Source organism: Sporosarcina beigongshangi (assembly GCF_033485195.1).
Lineage (GTDB): Bacteria > Bacillota > Bacilli > Bacillales_A > Planococcaceae > Sporosarcina > Sporosarcina beigongshangi.
This window is the reverse complement of record NZ_JAWLIR010000052.1, coordinates 1-16498: the sequence shown is the minus strand read 5'-3', so window position 1 is coordinate 16498 and position 16498 is coordinate 1. Positions and strand designations below refer to the sequence as shown.

Sequence of the window (16498 nt, the reverse complement as noted above, 5' to 3'; positions counted from 1 at the left end):
TTGATATTTTTACTCGACAGCATTCTCCAATGCCTCTTTCGGATTCATTAATGTACTTGGATTTAAAATAGATTCAAACGTATAGTTTAAGTCCTCAGATACTTTACTCCAATCTTCAACAATGAAAGATGCAGGCGTATATCCGTCACTCTTTTCAAGCATAGAATAGAATACACTTTTCACTTCATCTTGTTCCAGCTGTTCACTTGCTACAACTGATTTTAAAACAGGTAGTTCAAAACTAATTCTTTCCATATTCGCTTCCTCATTTGTCCAAAACTTAATGAATTCGAATGCTTCGTCTTTATGTTTCGAATTTTTAGAAATCGATATTCCTGAAGAACTTAAGATACTTACACTTTTCCCGTTTTTAAATGACGGTATTTCTACAACACCATAGTCAATGCCAGCTTCTTTTAATGGAGTTAACCCCCATGCGCCATACACAAACATGGCAACCTTACCAGATTTCATTTCAGTTGTCCCAGAACCTTCTGTCGTGATGGCATAGCCGTCATTCGCCATGTTTTGGAACATTTCAAATACTTCCACTGATTGATTTGAATCCAAATTTCCTTTTAAATTTCCTTCTTCATCAACATAAGATGTGTTATTCCCCCACAGGAACATTTCGAAATCATATGGATCTGGTTTTCCCGAGAATGCAAATCCAGTTACTTTCTTATCTTTGTTTGTTATTTTCTTAGCTGTATCTTGCAGATCTTCCCAAGTCCAATCCGATTTTGGATATTCGACACCAGCCTCGTCAAATAGTGCTTTATTGTAATAAACAACATGCGTCGTATATCCAACTGGCAATCCTAGAATTTGCCCGTCTGCTGAATTATAGTTCCACAGCGTTTCATAGAAATTGCCTTTGTACGCATCACCTTCTTTTTCAAGATAGGAATCGAGCGGCTCTAGCGCATCCTTATATTGCGGGTAATTCCACATATACATAATGTCTGGAGCATCCTTTGCACCCATACCAGCTGTAATTTTCGTGTCATATTCACTTCCATAAGACTCCAAAACGACTTCGATATCGTCATGTGACTCATTAAATTTGTCGATCATGTTCTTTTGCAAATTAACATCATCGCCAACTTCCCAAGTAGCAAAACGGAGTTTAACTTTACCATCTTTCGTGGCACCGTCCGATGAACTACAACCTACTAAAAGCAACATAACTGCAATAAGTAAAAAGAAAACAGATTTAAACTTTACAAACTTCATAATATACCCCCCTTTATTTTTAACATCTTCATTATATTCTGAGTTTTACTAAAAGTAAACTACTTTTTCGTCATTTTTAGTAAAACTTGAGGATGAAAAAGTTTAATGAACCACTATTTCACGAAAAAAGGGCTACCCCAAAAAGTCATAAAAAATGACTTTTCAGGATAGCTCTTTTCAATTACAGCAGAACTTTTTCGTCCTGTTCACCAATTATTTTCATCAACACTCTACGACTTTGAGGCAAGCTGTAGTGAATCATATGCCCTACAAACAAGGCGACCAATACCGTCCCAATACCGATAGGTCCACCAAATAACCAGCCGGTAATGGCGACAAGGACTTCAATAGTTGTTCGTATTTTTTTGACACTAGCCCCCGTCTTGTCCACAAGAACAAGCATCAGACTATCACGTGGACCCGCGCCAATATTAGGAGAAATATAAATACCAGAACCATACCCCATGACAGCTACGCCCACTATAAAAATAACCATTTGCCCACCAAATGTTGTGACATCGGGTAGTAACCAATTAAATATATCGATAAAAATGCCAAGCAATAACATATTGAGCCAAGTACCAATTTTCGGCCACTGTTTCAATACAATGGCTGTTGCAACAATAATCACGAACCCAGTAATGATTCCCCATGTTCCAATCGTTAAGCCAAAATGCTTGTACAATCCAACATGAAGCACATCCCAGGGTCCGACACCTAATTTTTGCCCTTTAATGGTCATTGAAACCCCTAGAGCCATTACTAGCAATCCGGTAAAATAAAACGTCCATCTCCATACTAGAGCCTTCTGCATACATATCCTTCTTTCTACACGTCAAAGAACATTCATGCTTATTCCACATGAATGCCAGATTTTTCAACTTGCTGAAGCAAGTCATCCTCCGGAAGCTGTCACCGTTTTTGTAAGGAATCAAGGAAACCAGTCTACGTTCACGACGTCCTGGAAGTGACTCCGAGGCTTAATTGATTCTATTCATTGTAACACGTCCACTGCCCGATAAACAGTCTAGTTATCTGTAATAATATCACAAAATATCGCGTCTACTACACGTGAAAACTCCTCGGGAACGAGCTCCATCTGCAACCCGATTTTCCCCGCACTGACAATCATTGAATCCAAGCTTTTCGCTGATTGGTCAATGAACGTCGGATATTTCTTTTTCATACCTATCGCCGAACAGCCTCCGCGCACATAGCCAGTTTCTTTCGTTAAATCCTTCAAAGGCAGCATATCCAGCTTCTTCACTCCAGCTACTTTTGCCGCTTTCTTCAAATCCAGCTCAAGCGCAACTGGTACTAAAAAAACGAATAATTCTCGCGGACCTGCAATTGTCACAAGTGTTTTGAAGACATGACCCACTACTTGACCCGTTTTCTCTGCGACTGACACCCCATCTAGTAAGCCATCTGTCACATCATATTCCATCAGATTATAGTGGATGCCCGCCCCTTCTACGATTCTGACTGCATTAGTCTTCGCTGCCCGACTCTGTTTTGCCATTTATCTTCTTCCCCCAATAGAAAAGGTCACCTACGTGGTGACCTTTCAGCTCATTACGCTACTCTAGAAAACTGTGATTCGTCCAAACTATACCCTTTTTGCTTCGCTTCAGCTTGGATCGAATAGGTTGAAATCGCTTGTTCGAAACGCTTTTGCATCATAAATGCTTCCCGATCCACGCCTACTGGCAATTCAAAAGATACTATATTCCCCGTCTCAGCTTCACGCCTCGCCATTGTTACTTCAAATTCAGATTGAGCCAATTTTTGTAACGCGATTTGTGTTTCTGTTTGTATAATCTTTGCAGATGCTGTAGCTGCAAGCTGATAATCTGCAGTCGTCGGCTCCGGTACAGAAACTGCATCCGTCCGCACATCCCGCCAAAGATCAATTGTTTCTTCAAGCGTCTTACCGATTGGGAGTTCGACTTGCTTCATCTGTCCTGCACCGAGTTCCTGTAATTCCTGTTGCTCCGGTTGAACGACTTCCAGCTCATCTTTCCCCGTCAATAAAGCCTCAAGTTTTTCCAGCGTTTTCTGGTTTTGTCCATTATATTGCACATTACGATCATACGCATTTTCAGCATTTTTGCGCCGAATCGCATCATAACGTTGTAATTGATCACTTGCCGTCGCGAACGTCATTACAGCATTCATGTACCTTCACCTCCGTAGTGCTATTCTCCGAAATATACTAGTTAAACTATTATACCGGAATTCCTCTTCCAAATAAACCCTACGAAAGTTCTAAAATCTGATTATTAAAATTCTATGCCTTTTACCGCTTCTACACCTTCATCATAATAATGCTTTTCAGGCTCTACCACTGAAACTAAGTCAGCGATTTCTTTGATTTCAGTCAGAGCATCCCTTCCCGTAATGACGAGGTGAACATGTGGTGGTCTATTTTTAATCATATCGATGATTTCATTCAGCGGAAGAACATCATCGATCGGAAACTTATCGATTGCTAAAGCGTTATTCAATTCATCTAAAATCACAACATCATACTCGCCACTCATGACAGCATCTCTCGCTTGTGGCCACGCTTTTTTGAGCGCTTCCCTATGCTCTTCAGGCGTTTTTGTCCATGTAAATCCAATGCCAAGTTGTACCATTTCTACACCTAGTTTTTTCAGCGCAATTTGCTCTCCATAGGACCGTTGCGGTGATTTTATAAATTGAAAAATCTTCACACTGAGTCCTCTTCCTATGCTACGCAAAGCCAGTCCTAATGCAGCCGTTGTTTTTCCTTTACCATGGCCCGTGTACACAAGTGTAAGTCCTTTTTGATTTTTACTCATTGTGTTCCTCCTCTTATTTTTAATAAGTTAAACAAGCTTCAAACCACTTTTCATCCTTTACGACATGCTGCCGTTTTTAGTAAACTTCTTCTCCACTGCCTCTAGCATCGCAGTCGTAATAAGTTGTTCAATGTCTTTCCGCAAATCAACCTCAGGTTCGCGTAAGCCTAGTTCGTTTTCCCGCTGGTTGGCAGCAACGAGTACCACGTCCCTTGCCGACTGAACCGATTGCAGATTTAGCTGCTGACAAACTTTTACCTTCGCCTCTATTGCAGTCATATAATAATCAAACAATGCTTTATCTTGCAGATATCCATCTACAAACACTAGGAGACGAACGCCATCCAAGCTTCTATGCTTATGATTATCTACTTCAACCGCTACAACTATCAGTAGTTGAGCACCCAGTAGTTGTTGCTCAATTAGAACAACATCCTGCATATGCCCAGTCGTTACAATCGCCGCTGCCTGCTCAGACGGAATACCATGATTACCCAACCATGCCGACAGCGATTTTTCACCAACTGAACGACTGGCTACTAAACAAAAGTTCTGCAACCACTGAACTCCTTCTCCTACATCCGCATTCGATAGCGTGCGTAAAGGTTGTTTGAAGCGCAGATGGACCGTATTTTCATTTCGTTCGACCTGAAAGCTTTCAAAAAACGGTGTCAGGTCCGCACTGTATGAATGCGTTGGTGTCAGATGAAGCTGAGGCTTCGGAACAAGCGGATGCGCTTGCGCCTTAACCTCAACTTCATACACTTTTTTCAACTGCTCTTCCTTGCGTAACGTATTCACGTCACCAACCTCTAAAAATGAACCTTCGTGCAACAACGCAACTCGATCAGCATACAGCGATGCCACATTCAAATCATGCAATATCGCAAATATGGTCAATCCTTTCGTCTGTTGCCACTCTTTCAGCAAGTCCAGCATTTGAAAAGTATATTTAATATCCAAATGGTTTGTTGGTTCATCCAAGAGTAAAATCTCAGGCTCCTGTGCCAATGCTTTCGCTAATAAAACCCGTTGTTTTTCTCCACCACTCAGCAAGCGAAATTGCGTCTTGCGATAGCGCTCGACTTTAGAAATCTCCATTACCGCATCAATCACTTCACGATCATACGCCGATAACGTTTTCAATACGCCCTTTTGGTGTGGATATCGTCCAAGACTAATGATTTCCTCGACTGTGTAATCGAACGTAATTTGAACTTCCTGAGAAAGCACTGCTACTTTTTTCGCCTTCTCCAACTTTGTTAGTTTCGACATCACTTTTCCATCAATGAGAATATCACCTGAAATGGCGGGCAATTGCCCTGTAATTAATTTAAAAAGGGTCGTTTTTCCACTACCGTTCGGACCAAGTAATGCAAAAAACTCTCCCTTTTTAATATCTAAGCTAATGTCTTTAACAATTGGCTTCTTCCCATAGCCACCTGCAAGTCGATTCACTTTAATCATCCTCGTTCACCTCTTCCGATTCTTTCCCTAATGAGCAGGAAAGCAAAAACAGGTGCGCCAATCAATGCGGTAATAACACCTATCGGCAATTCCTTCGGCGCGATGATTATCCTGGCCAACAAATCTGCCAATATAAGAAATGAGCCGCCGAACAACATCGACAATGGCAGTAGATGTCGATGATTCGGCCCTGTCAGTAAACGAACAAGATGGGGGATCACAAGACCGACGAACCCGATTGAACCGGACACGGCTACCGCTGCCCCTGTCAATAGTGAAGCGCCAATCAAAATCATGATTTTTCCTCTTTTAACATTGACACCAATGTGATCTGCCGCTTCCTCTCCAAGCGCGAGCGCATTCAACTCACGATAATGCATGAGTAAAATAATTGTCCCAATAATCATAAATGGCACAACGAGCTGAACGTGGCTCCACCCTCTCATTCCTACACTACCGTAAAGCCAATACATAATTTGCGTCATGGAATCCTGATCGCCCAAAGAAATGAGCAGTGATGTAATTGCACCGATAAATGAACCTACGATAATCCCAGCCAAAACAATCGTTTCAATTGCAAGGCTCCTGCTACTCAAACGAACTAAGCCAAAAACAATCATAAGGGTAACGAATCCACTAATGATCGCGACAACTGGTAATGTAAAGCTCCCAAGCCCAATAATCGTGAATTGGAAAAAAAGCACAAATACCGCCCCTAGTGCAGCACCTGATGAAACACCAATTGTATACGGATCTGCTAACGGGTTGCGTAAAAGCCCTTGAAATGCGGCACCCGCTAACGAAAGCGAGGCACCGACACAAAGAGCAAGTAAAACCCGTGGCAGGCGAATATTCCAAATAATCAACTCTTCATTACGCGGAATATTTTCAAGCCAACCAAGGCCAAATGATTTTTCCAGCACAATATGCAAAATAGTCATGATCGGAAACTGTACGCTACTAACGAATAGAGCAAGTAACAGCGTGCCAAGCACAAATCCAATACTTAGTAAGTATAGCCAGCCAATCTTACTCCCCAAAAACTTCCGGATAAATGATTTTTGCAAGCGACTCTACTCCTTCAATCAAACGAGGTCCAGGACGAGTAACCATATCACTATCTACATCGAATACTTGTTCATTTTTTAGCGCAGTTACTTCTGCCCAACCATCGCGTGATAAAACCTGTTCAGCCGGATTGTCTATATAATAACCATATGTCGTAATAATGACGTCTGGGTTCAATTGAACAATTTCTTCTTCTGTCATCTTCACCCAGCCGTCTTGCTCTTCAGCGGCATTTGTTGCGTTAATCGCTTCTAACATTTCATGCATGAATGTATTTTTTCCTGTCGTGAAAATGTCTGGAGCAGGGGAAACTTCCACCCATACTTTCTTTTTATCTGTAATGCCTTTTGCTTTTTCTTCAACAGCTACACGACGGTCTTTCATGTCGTCAATGATTTCATCTGCTTTTTCAGATGTACCTGTCGCCTGCGCAATCATATCCATCGTTTTATAAACATCATCAAAAGTAGTAGCACTACCTGTCACAACGACTGTAATTCCTGCGTCTTCAAATTGCTGCAGAATATTGCCGTGTGTATCGTGGTGGTATGTCGTAACAAAAATGATATCAGGTAGCAGACTTAGAATTAACTCTGCATCCATATCTTGCGCTCCCACTTTTTGCACGCTTAACGCTTCGGCAGGATAATTACAATAATCAGACACACCAATCAGACGATCACCTACACCGAGTGCATATAAAATCTCTGTATTACTCGCTTGAACCGACACCATCGTTTGTGGTTCGCTATCAAGTGTCACTTCACGGCCAGCATCATCCGTAAAGGTGACAGGAAACGCTTCGGTTTCGACAATCTCTTCAACTACTTCAATTGGTTCTTCTTCTATTTTATCATCTTTCGCTGCACCATCCGTACTGTTGTCCGTGCCACATGCTGCCAAAATAACGAGCATAAAAACAAACACAAAACTTAATAAACCCCATCTTTGAAATAAATCCCTCATTACAATCTCTCCTTTTTTTGACATCAAAAAAACGCTCTTCTTTAAAAGAAGGCGCACATAGAAAGGTAATATCAACGATTCTTTTACTAAACAAAAAGAGTCATTTGGAAAACTTCATCTAGAAGCCATACCAAAATAAGATGATAAAACACTTTAAACGTCCCTTCCTCGAGGAAGCTTAAAATCAAAATAGGCAGGTCTCCTGACTTACGTCTTACCGGCAAACTAACTCCTTCCCATGCATGGATGCACAGTGGATTTCCTTTAGTCGCCTTAAACGCTTACAGTGACGGGATCGTGTTGGATTTACACCAACTTCCCTCTTCGTTTTAAACAGTTACTTCTCAACTATTCAAAAAACCTATTTCTCAATTATTCTTTTTTTAATGTTATGTATTCCGTAACAAGTATATAGAAGATTCAGCAGTAAGTAAACTACGTTTCAAAAGTATTCATACACATAGCTCATCGTTTTTCATTTAAAAAAGGTGTTCTCTAGTCGATTTACAACTGAAAGAACACCCATTTTATCATTCCTAACGCTATTTATTTTTCAAATAGTTTTTTCAGTGCATCTGCCATTGCTGTATTCTCTGGCTCTTCTTGCTTGTTCATGTATTTCTGAACATCAAGTTTATCAGCTTTTTTACCACCTGAGTTTGCACGACGTTTTTCGAATACTGACAGTTTCTCACGATGACCGCATTTACAAACGAAAATCCGACCGTCACCTTCTCCACGCAATTCTAATTTCTTCTTACAAACGGGACATCTTGCGTTCGTTAGCGTAGAGACATTTTTTCGGTGTCCGCACTCCCGGTCCTGACAAACTAGCATCTTACCACGCTTGCCGTTCACTTCTAGTAAGAGCTTTCCGCAATCTGGACATGTTTTCCCTGTCACATTATCGTGTTTAAACTTTTTGTCATCCGTTTTAATTTCCGTTACAGTACGTTTCGAAAAGGCGATCATATCTTTCATGAAGGCTGCTTTTTTCATCTGACCGCTGGCGATTTTCGTCAGCCCTTGCTCCCATTCTGCCGTCAATGCCGGTGATTTCAAATCTTCCGGAACAAGCTCAAGTAACTGGCGACCTTTTGACGTCGTGTAAATATCATTACCCTTCTTCTCCATCACGAAAGAGTTGAATAACCGCTCAATTACATCCGCACGTGTTGCAACGGTTCCGAGTCCACCCGTTTCACCGATAGTTTTAATCAGGTCCTTGGATTCACCTTGCATGAACTGAGCAGGATTTTCCATCGCAGCGAGCAGTGTTCCTTCATTAAAACGGGCAGGTGGCTTCGTTTTACCATCTGTCATAACGATGGCACGAATACTTACCTCATCTCCCTTTTTAAATGCAGGGAGTGTATCTGTATCCATTTCTTCCTCATCCGTCGAATAAACCTTTTTCCAACCTTCTTCTGTAATCGTACGGCCCTTCGCCTTGAACATTTCTCCGCCAACTACAAATTCCGCTGTCACCTGGTCATAACGGAACGAACCAAAGAAGACAGCCAAGAATCGTTTAACGATTAAATCATATAGACGTTGTTCTTTATCAGACAAACTTTGAAGGATTGGTGTTTCCTCTGTCGGAATAATCGCATGGTGATCTGATACACGTTTGTCGTCGATAACACCCCTCTGTGGTTTGACGACTCCTGAACGCAGCAGCGTGTTGACTGCTTTGCGATAAGGTCCAATATCTACAGCCTTAATGCGCTCTTTCAGTGTGCTTTCCATATCCGAAGTCAAATGCTTCGAATCTGTCCGTGGATATGTCACCGCTTTATGGCGCTCATATAAGTTTTGCAACGTCGACAACGTCTCTTTTGCTGACCATGACCAACGACGATGTGCCTCTTTTTGTAGCTCCGTTAAATCAAATAAAGACGGTGCAGGCTGAGACTTTGGTGTTGTTTTTACATCTATCACCTTTCCTACCTGAATCCCATCCAGCTTGCCCATCAACTTCTCAACCATTTCTTTATCGAACGACTGCGTTTGGCCTGCTTTATCATGCCAGGTAAATTTCGCGGTTTCCGTAAGTGCTTGCATACCATAAAATGATTTTGGCTTAAAGTCACGAATCTGCTTCTCACGCTCTGCAATCATGGCAAGCGTCGGTGTTTGCACGCGTCCCGTCGATAATTGCGCATTGTATTTCACTGTCAGCGCGCGCGTGGCATTAATGCCGACAACCCAATCCGCTTCTGCACGGGCAACTGCCGCCTCATATAAGTTTTCATAAGCACGACCATCTTTTAAATTGTTAAAACCATCTTTAATGGCCTTATCCGTAACCGAAGAAATCCATAGTCGTTTGACTGGCTTACGAACTTTCGCCTGCTCCAAAATCCAACGTGCCACAAGCTCTCCTTCACGTCCCGCATCTGTCGCGATAATAACATCTTTAACATCATTACGCTTCAGCTGTGCTTTCACCGCATTAAATTGCTTTGACGTTTGACGAATCGGGACCAGCTTAAACGGCTCCGGAATAATCGGCAAATGCTCGAGCTTCCATTCCTTAAATTCATTGCCATAGCCCTCTGGGTCTGCATGCGTCACGAGGTGGCCCAATGCCCACGTAACAATATAATGCGTCCCTTCAAGAAATCCATTCCCTTTTTTATTGCAGCCGAGCACTCGTGCAATATCGCGTGCTACGGACGGCTTTTCAGCTAATACAAGTGATTTAGACATAAGTAAATCCCCTTTCTTCCTATGACAATTATATAGGAAAACCGGGTTATTTGCTCGTCACCGGACCTTCTGCTACCCCCGCCCAAAAAGCATAAGCCCTCCCGTTAGCGAACACGGGAAGGCTTATGTAGGCATTATTATTGAATAATAAGTAATAACATCATCCTCTCAACTCATATTTCTTCGTTCAGTGGGTTTTCCTGCATAACTGACCTAACTTATAGCTTGTTGTACAACACCCTTAATATAGCATAATTACAGAGGTTTAAGTATTACGAAAAAATATTATATATTGCTTCGTTTCCCTTCATTTAAAGACCATAAATCGACATAATCTTTGTAAAAACGCAAAGGTTTGATAAAAAATGATAATTTAAATCAATTTTAATTATCAAATGAGCAGGTTCACCGCCTTCTTTCTTTTTTTCTACTTTCTTGACTAGGTCGTATTACACCTATATTATGATGATTACAGGGAATATTTAGAACTAAAGTTAATAACTTATCTCTGTTTTTCTTCCTTAGATTTTTCGAAGAAAGTAGGAGTGTTCCTATGCATATCGGCACAAGATTAAAAGAACTGCGAACCATAAGGGGTCTGACACAGGCTACGTTAAGTCACGGCATAACATCCGCCCCTCATTACAGCAATATTGAGGGTGGGCATTTTGCAACTTCACAGGATATATTGCTATTATTAGCAAAGCGATTATCCGTTCCTTCTGCCTACTTGACAAACGGACATGTACAAGATAAAAAAATCGCAATCCTCTTAAAGCAGTATGAGCATATTTTGAATGAAGATCGTTTAGAAGAAGCATTGTCTTTTCGTGAAGCCCATGAAAAAAGCTTCACTTATATCTATTCATTGCATCAAGAATTGCACTTTAAATTATTAAGATGCTTAGATTTATTTAAAATTAGAGAGCTTGTGGCTTTTAAACATTTCTATATAGAAAAAATTGCACCCTACATAGATCAGGATACATTACATAATCTAAGCACTCATATTCAAGAATCATTTAATTATATTTCAGGATTATATTATTATGTTAAGGCTGAGCACGAGGCTTGTATTCCATTCTTTATTAACGTTTTAAAATCAAATGAAAATCCCTTGATCCAGGCACGACTTAATTTTAATATTGCATTAGCAAATTTTCGTCTTAATCAATATACTACTGCGCTAGAATTTGCAGAAAAATCACAAAGGTTATACTTGAATTTACATGATTGGAACAAGACATCTGAATGCTACAATCTGATAGCAGTGCTTTATAAGTCATTAAACAACTTAGAACGCGCAGAATTTTATATTCAGAAAGGTTTACATATTATAAATAACGAAACCGAGGAAATTTATTTTAAGCTTTTACACAATCTTGTGCTTATCTATAGAGTGAAAGAGCAGTATGATGAAGCACTTGAATTAATCAAAAAATGTATTTTATTAAAGCAAAACTATAATCCCGATAACCTGTTTATTTCTTACCGGTCCAAACTTACTATCCTACTTAAAATGGGGGATATCGACGGTGTGATAAATGATATCGAATTAGCGCGAGCATCTTGTAAATCTACACTTGATAAAATGCATTTACAGGCTATTGAAGGTCAACTATGTTTATTACAAAACCGTGACTCTGATTATGCGAAGTTGATAGAAGAGTGCATTGACTACTATTTCGAAAATAAGAAATGGAAGTCTTTAAAGGATATTTCAGAGGAGTTAGCCAAGTATTTCGCCCAAAAGAAACAATATAAAAAAGCATATGAGCTTACTAAATTATCTTTACTTGCTATAAAAAATAGTTGAAGGGAGATGTTTAAAATGAAAAAGCTTTTTATCGTTATGCTATTGTTAATTGGATTTGTTGCTAGCGTTCCAAACACTGATATTGCCAATGAAGAGGATGTCGGCCTTCCTCACGCAGTAACACCCGGACCAAGCGATTGGATGTAAGCAATACTCATACTAACCAAAACCCCACCTCACACTATTTCTACTCAGTGTGGGGCGGGGTTTATTCATGTCTTATTTTTCTTCATCTAGTACATCTTTTGATAAACCTTGACTCATCTCAGCATATTTCACGAAAACTCTCGCAAGTTCTCGCAAACGGTTATGCACATCATCGTCGATAATCGTGTTGTCTTTATCGAAATGGCTCATATGTGTATAGACGTAGTTCGGTGTCACGAGACAGCGGAAGTAGTCTAAAATAGGCTTCAGCTGGTTTTCGACAACGAGGTGGTGTTGGTATGTACCGCCATTTGCAACGATAGACACAGGTTTGTAGCGCATCGTATGTGGATGTAGCATATCAAACACATTTTTTAACACACCCGGAATCGAGCCCTGGAAAATCGGTGATGCCAATATATAGCCATCTGCTTCTTCAAATTTTTTGACGAGCCGTTGCATATCATCATTGTATTCACTCAATGGGCGACCATCGACAATTTGGTGCGTGTAGTCCGCAAAATTTAAGTACTCTAATTCATAGCCGCAACCGGTTTCTTCGATATACCCTTTGACTGTTTCGAGAACAGCACCTGTTTTGCTGCCGATAATGGTCCCGTCCACAAACAAAACTTTCAATGAAAATCCTCCTAATAACTAATAATCATAGTCCATCGTACCAAAAATAGTAGCTACCGACCCAAAAAATGCCTCAAACAACCACATTCCACTGAAACTTACTTCGCCGAGAGAGGGGCTTCGCCTGGAATCATCGGCTTCTCCATTTTGTCCTCGGCCATAAACTGTTCTTCGATTTCCTCATACGGAATGGTCACTTCGCCATTCTCTTCCTCAAGTCTTTCTCTTACACGTTCAATCATTTTTGCCGGAGTCGTCAGAGAAATTATCGCATCCCCTGCGTAAGCCTGGCGTTCAATTTCCGGTGTAAAAAATTCAATCGTACCGTCTGCACGAAGAATATAAAGAAGGATTGATTTATCATCTCGTTCTCGTAAATATTGCGTATAACTGTACTGTTTAGTCAATAATGTTTTTCGAATGACATGCCCAGCGCTCATCCGCTCTTCTAGCTCATAGACTGATATAGCGGGTGAAAACAGCATTTGTCCTCCAGTAATCGAAAATGACTCCACGTCATTGCCAACCTGAAACGCTGTCTGGTATAAATAATCACTCCCAAGGTCAGGTGCAAAATCCGCACAAATATGCGCATTGTACGTATCAGTTTTCGTCATCGCAAGGATGTAGCGATATGGTGTTAAATCGAGATGATATTCCACTTGTTCAGAAAGAATATCTCCCACGTAACTGTTCAATCCCAATTTCCGAGCATATGACAAGCCTGCCCAAGATTGGTCAATCAGAAGCACTTCATTGCCCGTGTCCTTTACCGATTGTGCCAATCCGGCCGCAAATCGAGTACCACCTACAATCAATACGCCCGATTCATCCGTCGTCGTAAGATTTAATTTTTTAGCTAGGAAGCCAATCGAGAAACCATGTAGGACAACCGTCGAAAATACGAGCGCGAATGTTAAGGCTGTTAATAATTCCGCATCCTCGTAGCCATTTTCAAGTAAAATCGTCGCAAAATAGCCCGATACCGTCAGTGCCACAATCCCCCTTGGGGCAATCCATGCAATCAAAAGCTTTTCACGATTATTTAGATCTGTCCCAATTGTTGAAACCCATATCGATAGCGGCCTCACAATGAACAGCATAGCCAAAACATAGACAATGATATGCGGATTGAAAATTTCAATTAACACTTGCGGATTAAGAGATGCCGTCAACATGACAAAAATTCCCGAAATCAGGAGAACCGATATATTCTCCTTAAAATGACGGATATCATTCAATGTCGTCAAACGCATGTTGGCCATCGTCATCCCCATCGCTGTAACTGCAAGCAGCCCTGTTTCATGCATGATTTCATCCGCAAAAACGAACGTAAAAATAACGAGTGCAAAGAGCACCGGCGCCTTTAAAAACTCAGGTATACTGCCCCGTTCAAATGCATTGCCAACGATGCGCGCGACGCCCCACCCTAAAACAATCGCAAAAGCAGATGCGGCAAAGAATAATAGCAACGCCGTCAACGTTGCCTCTTTATTCAAAAATTTAATGAACTCGAAAGCAAATACCGCCAGAAGTGCACCGAATGGATCAACAACAATTCCTTCCCATTTCAAAATCGCTGCCGGGCGCGGCTTTAGCTTCGCTTGCCTGAGCAAAGGCAAAATAACAGTCGGACCCGTCACGATAAACAAACCACCAATGATAAAGGCAACCGCCCAAGATAGCCCCGCCAAATAATGTGCCGCAAGCGATCCCGCAATCCACGCAATGAATGCACCGACCGTAACGATGCGCGCCACCGGCTTACTAAATCCTTTAATTTCTTTAAAATCAAGATTCAAGCTGCCCTCGAACAAAATAATTGCGACGGCAAACGTAATAATTGGACTGAAAAGATCCCCCATACTCTCTTTTGGATTGATCAAACCGAAGATTGGCCCGACCAATAATCCCGCAACCGACATCACAACAATTGCCGGCATTCGGAACCGCCATGCAGCCCATTGAGATAATATCCCAATAAGCACAACTAGCATTAGATCAAACAGTAGTGAATCAAACATTGACATCACCCTACCCTTAAAATATCAATTACGCCTCGGCGTAATTGTGTTGGGATTTTGAATTGTGCACAGCACAATTAACTCCCCTCAAAATCCCGAACATCCGCCGGAGGCTTAACTTGAATCAGCAAAAGAATTTGCTGATTCAAGTTAAATAATGCTAGTTTACCATAACAACAATTTCAATCCACCTAATTCGGATAGAATGTCTAGGATTCATCAGCGTATACGCATATGTACTACTTCCATAACATACCGTAAAGGGATGGATTTTTCAATGTTGTACGAAAGGGTGATTCCTATAAACGAACAAGAAAAGAAAAGAATTGCTATCTACCTTTCCCAATCGGATGGAAAAGGGTCGTACCCTGCACGTAGGGCAGCTATGATCGCACATAATTTGGCTGAAGAAGCAGATATCGTATTTTTTTGCGGAGCCGATTCACCTTCAGCACCCAATGGATTTAAAGCGATTCCAATCGCAAACAGCACAGCTTTTTTGCAAGCAATTACGGCAATGAAGCCCGACCTGTTAATCCGCGATAGCGGCTCCACTTTCCGCGAAGAAGTGGAACAAATTCGTGAGCTCGTCCCTTCCATTATCCATTTTGATGATTTCGGTGACGGTGGCAATTCAGCAGATCTCGTATTTCAAACATTGTATGCTGACTCAAGTGATACAGTGCCTGATCATTATGTCGTCGGAATCGAAAGTTATATGGCTGATGATGAAATCGTTTCATTGAAACAAGTCGGACTTCGGAAAGAACGACCGGGTCCACTCCCCCATCTCGTTATTTCATTTGGTGATGAGGATGCCGGAAACCTGACGTATCGTGCGCTGCGTCATATGATGCAGCTCCAAATCCCTCTTAAAGTGACCGTTGTTATCGGTGAGCATTATGCACACGATACTAGCACATTACGTATGATGGCCCTTGGCAGACGCAATACGATTATAGTAGAGCACCCACGTCATTTGGCGGAAATATATGCGGATGCAGACGTCGTTTTATGTGCTTCTGGCTATATGCCTTATGAGGTAGCGGTGATGGGCATTCCTTGCGTCGTTCTAGCGCAAAATGATTTTGAGCTTGGACTCGCCTTTCCGAAAGAACAGCATGGGTTCATTCATCTTGGGCTTGGCCGAAAAATAAAACAGTCTAGCTTACTAAACGCTGTCATGGAGCCTTTACTACATGAACCTCTGCGAAAAAAAGCCATTGCACGCCAAACAGCTCTTGGCATCGGTGACGGCAAAGACGCCGTCTGCGAAGCGATTCGCTACTACCTTGAGTATCCGAAGCGAACCGCAGGAAAAGAAACGCTAAATATGCTACACTAGGGGAAAATTGCGAGGTGTTCCCTTTGAATAAACGTCAAATAGAGAATGAGATTGTTGAACTCAAAATGGACTATATTAATCTACAAGGTGATATTGAGAAGCTTGAATCGACAGGCAATAATAGTTTCGTCAAGAAAGCGGAGATACGTCTTGCTACGATGGAAGAAAAATTAGCAGAATTGAATAAGCAGCTCGCGGAGTTCGAATGAAAAAAGGCTATCCTGGGAATTGAGGCCACTGAAAAACCTACGGT

The 16498-nt window shown here is 41.4% G+C and carries 15 protein-coding genes and 1 riboswitch; of the genes, 4 read left to right on the top strand and 11 right to left on the bottom strand.

Annotated elements, in window-relative coordinates:
- Positions 1–9: 9 nt before the first annotated feature.
- The 9 genes from R2B77_RS16460 to R2B77_RS16420 all read right to left on the bottom strand — a co-directional run bounded on the left by R2B77_RS16460 (position 10) and on the right by R2B77_RS16420 (position 10274).
- Complete coding sequence (locus R2B77_RS16460) at positions 10–1236, bottom strand: ABC transporter substrate-binding protein (protein ID WP_203249149.1); 1227 nt, start codon at positions 1234–1236, stop codon at positions 10–12.
- Between the two features lie 181 nt (positions 1237–1417).
- On the bottom strand, positions 1418–2050 hold the full coding sequence (locus tag R2B77_RS16455) for a YczE/YyaS/YitT family protein (RefSeq protein ID WP_203249148.1): 633 nt from the start codon (positions 2048–2050) through the stop codon (positions 1418–1420).
- A 213-nt stretch (positions 2051–2263) separates the two neighbouring features.
- Positions 2264–2758: a Cys-tRNA(Pro) deacylase gene (gene ybaK / locus R2B77_RS16450; protein ID WP_203249147.1), complete on the bottom strand. Its 495-nt coding sequence runs from the start codon at positions 2756–2758 to the stop codon at positions 2264–2266.
- 53 nt (positions 2759–2811) lie between these two features.
- Positions 2812–3414, bottom strand: coding sequence for a hypothetical protein (locus R2B77_RS16445; protein ID WP_203249146.1), 603 nt, complete (start codon positions 3412–3414; stop codon positions 2812–2814).
- A 104-nt stretch (positions 3415–3518) separates the two neighbouring features.
- Positions 3519–4061: a cob(I)yrinic acid a,c-diamide adenosyltransferase gene (locus tag R2B77_RS16440; protein WP_203249145.1), complete on the bottom strand. Its 543-nt coding sequence runs from the start codon at positions 4059–4061 to the stop codon at positions 3519–3521.
- A 57-nt stretch (positions 4062–4118) separates the two neighbouring features.
- The gene (locus tag R2B77_RS16435) at positions 4119–5528 is read right to left on the bottom strand and encodes an ABC transporter ATP-binding protein (RefSeq protein WP_203249144.1); all 1410 of its coding nucleotides are present in this window, start codon (positions 5526–5528) and stop codon (positions 4119–4121) included.
- The gene (locus R2B77_RS16430; protein WP_203249143.1) at positions 5525–6595 is read right to left on the bottom strand and encodes a FecCD family ABC transporter permease; all 1071 of its coding nucleotides are present in this window, start codon (positions 6593–6595) and stop codon (positions 5525–5527) included. The genes R2B77_RS16435 and R2B77_RS16430 overlap by 4 nt, the downstream gene beginning before the upstream one ends.
- Positions 6558–7562, bottom strand: a complete 1005-nt coding sequence (locus R2B77_RS16425) for an ABC transporter substrate-binding protein (RefSeq protein WP_203249142.1) — start codon at positions 7560–7562, stop codon at positions 6558–6560. The genes R2B77_RS16430 and R2B77_RS16425 overlap by 38 nt, the downstream gene beginning before the upstream one ends.
- Before the next feature lie 175 nt (positions 7563–7737).
- Positions 7738–7942, bottom strand: a riboswitch (cobalamin riboswitch).
- 166 nt (positions 7943–8108) lie between these two features.
- The gene (locus R2B77_RS16420) at positions 8109–10274 is read right to left on the bottom strand and encodes a DNA topoisomerase III (RefSeq protein ID WP_203249141.1); all 2166 of its coding nucleotides are present in this window, start codon (positions 10272–10274) and stop codon (positions 8109–8111) included.
- A gap of 553 nt (positions 10275–10827) precedes the next feature.
- Here R2B77_RS16420 and R2B77_RS16415 point away from each other — a divergent pair.
- Entirely contained in the window at positions 10828–12090 is a 1263-nt protein-coding gene (locus tag R2B77_RS16415) for a tetratricopeptide repeat protein (protein ID WP_203249140.1), read from the top strand.
- Positions 12091–12105: 15 nt separating this feature from the next.
- A complete protein-coding gene (locus R2B77_RS16410) occupies positions 12106–12237 on the top strand; it encodes a hypothetical protein (RefSeq protein ID WP_322555760.1) in 132 nt (43 codons plus the stop codon).
- A gap of 72 nt (positions 12238–12309) precedes the next feature.
- On the opposite strand, the gene R2B77_RS16405 is transcribed toward R2B77_RS16410, so the two are convergent.
- Entirely contained in the window at positions 12310–12876 is a 567-nt protein-coding gene (locus tag R2B77_RS16405; RefSeq protein ID WP_203249139.1) for an NADPH-dependent FMN reductase, read from the bottom strand.
- A gap of 98 nt (positions 12877–12974) precedes the next feature.
- On the bottom strand, positions 12975–14900 hold the full coding sequence (locus R2B77_RS16400; protein ID WP_203249138.1) for a cation:proton antiporter: 1926 nt from the start codon (positions 14898–14900) through the stop codon (positions 12975–12977).
- A gap of 277 nt (positions 14901–15177) precedes the next feature.
- Here R2B77_RS16400 and R2B77_RS16395 point away from each other — a divergent pair, with 277 nt between their 5' ends.
- Together R2B77_RS16395 and R2B77_RS16390 are read left to right on the top strand one after the other, a co-directional pair.
- Positions 15178–16245 carry a hypothetical protein gene (locus tag R2B77_RS16395; RefSeq protein ID WP_203249137.1) on the top strand — a complete coding sequence of 356 codons (1068 nt, stop codon included), beginning with the start codon at positions 15178–15180 and terminating at the stop codon, positions 16243–16245.
- Positions 16246–16268: 23 nt separating this feature from the next.
- Positions 16269–16454, top strand: coding sequence for an SE1832 family protein (locus R2B77_RS16390; protein WP_203249136.1), 186 nt, complete (start codon positions 16269–16271; stop codon positions 16452–16454).
- The last annotated feature ends 44 nt before the right edge of the window (positions 16455–16498 follow it).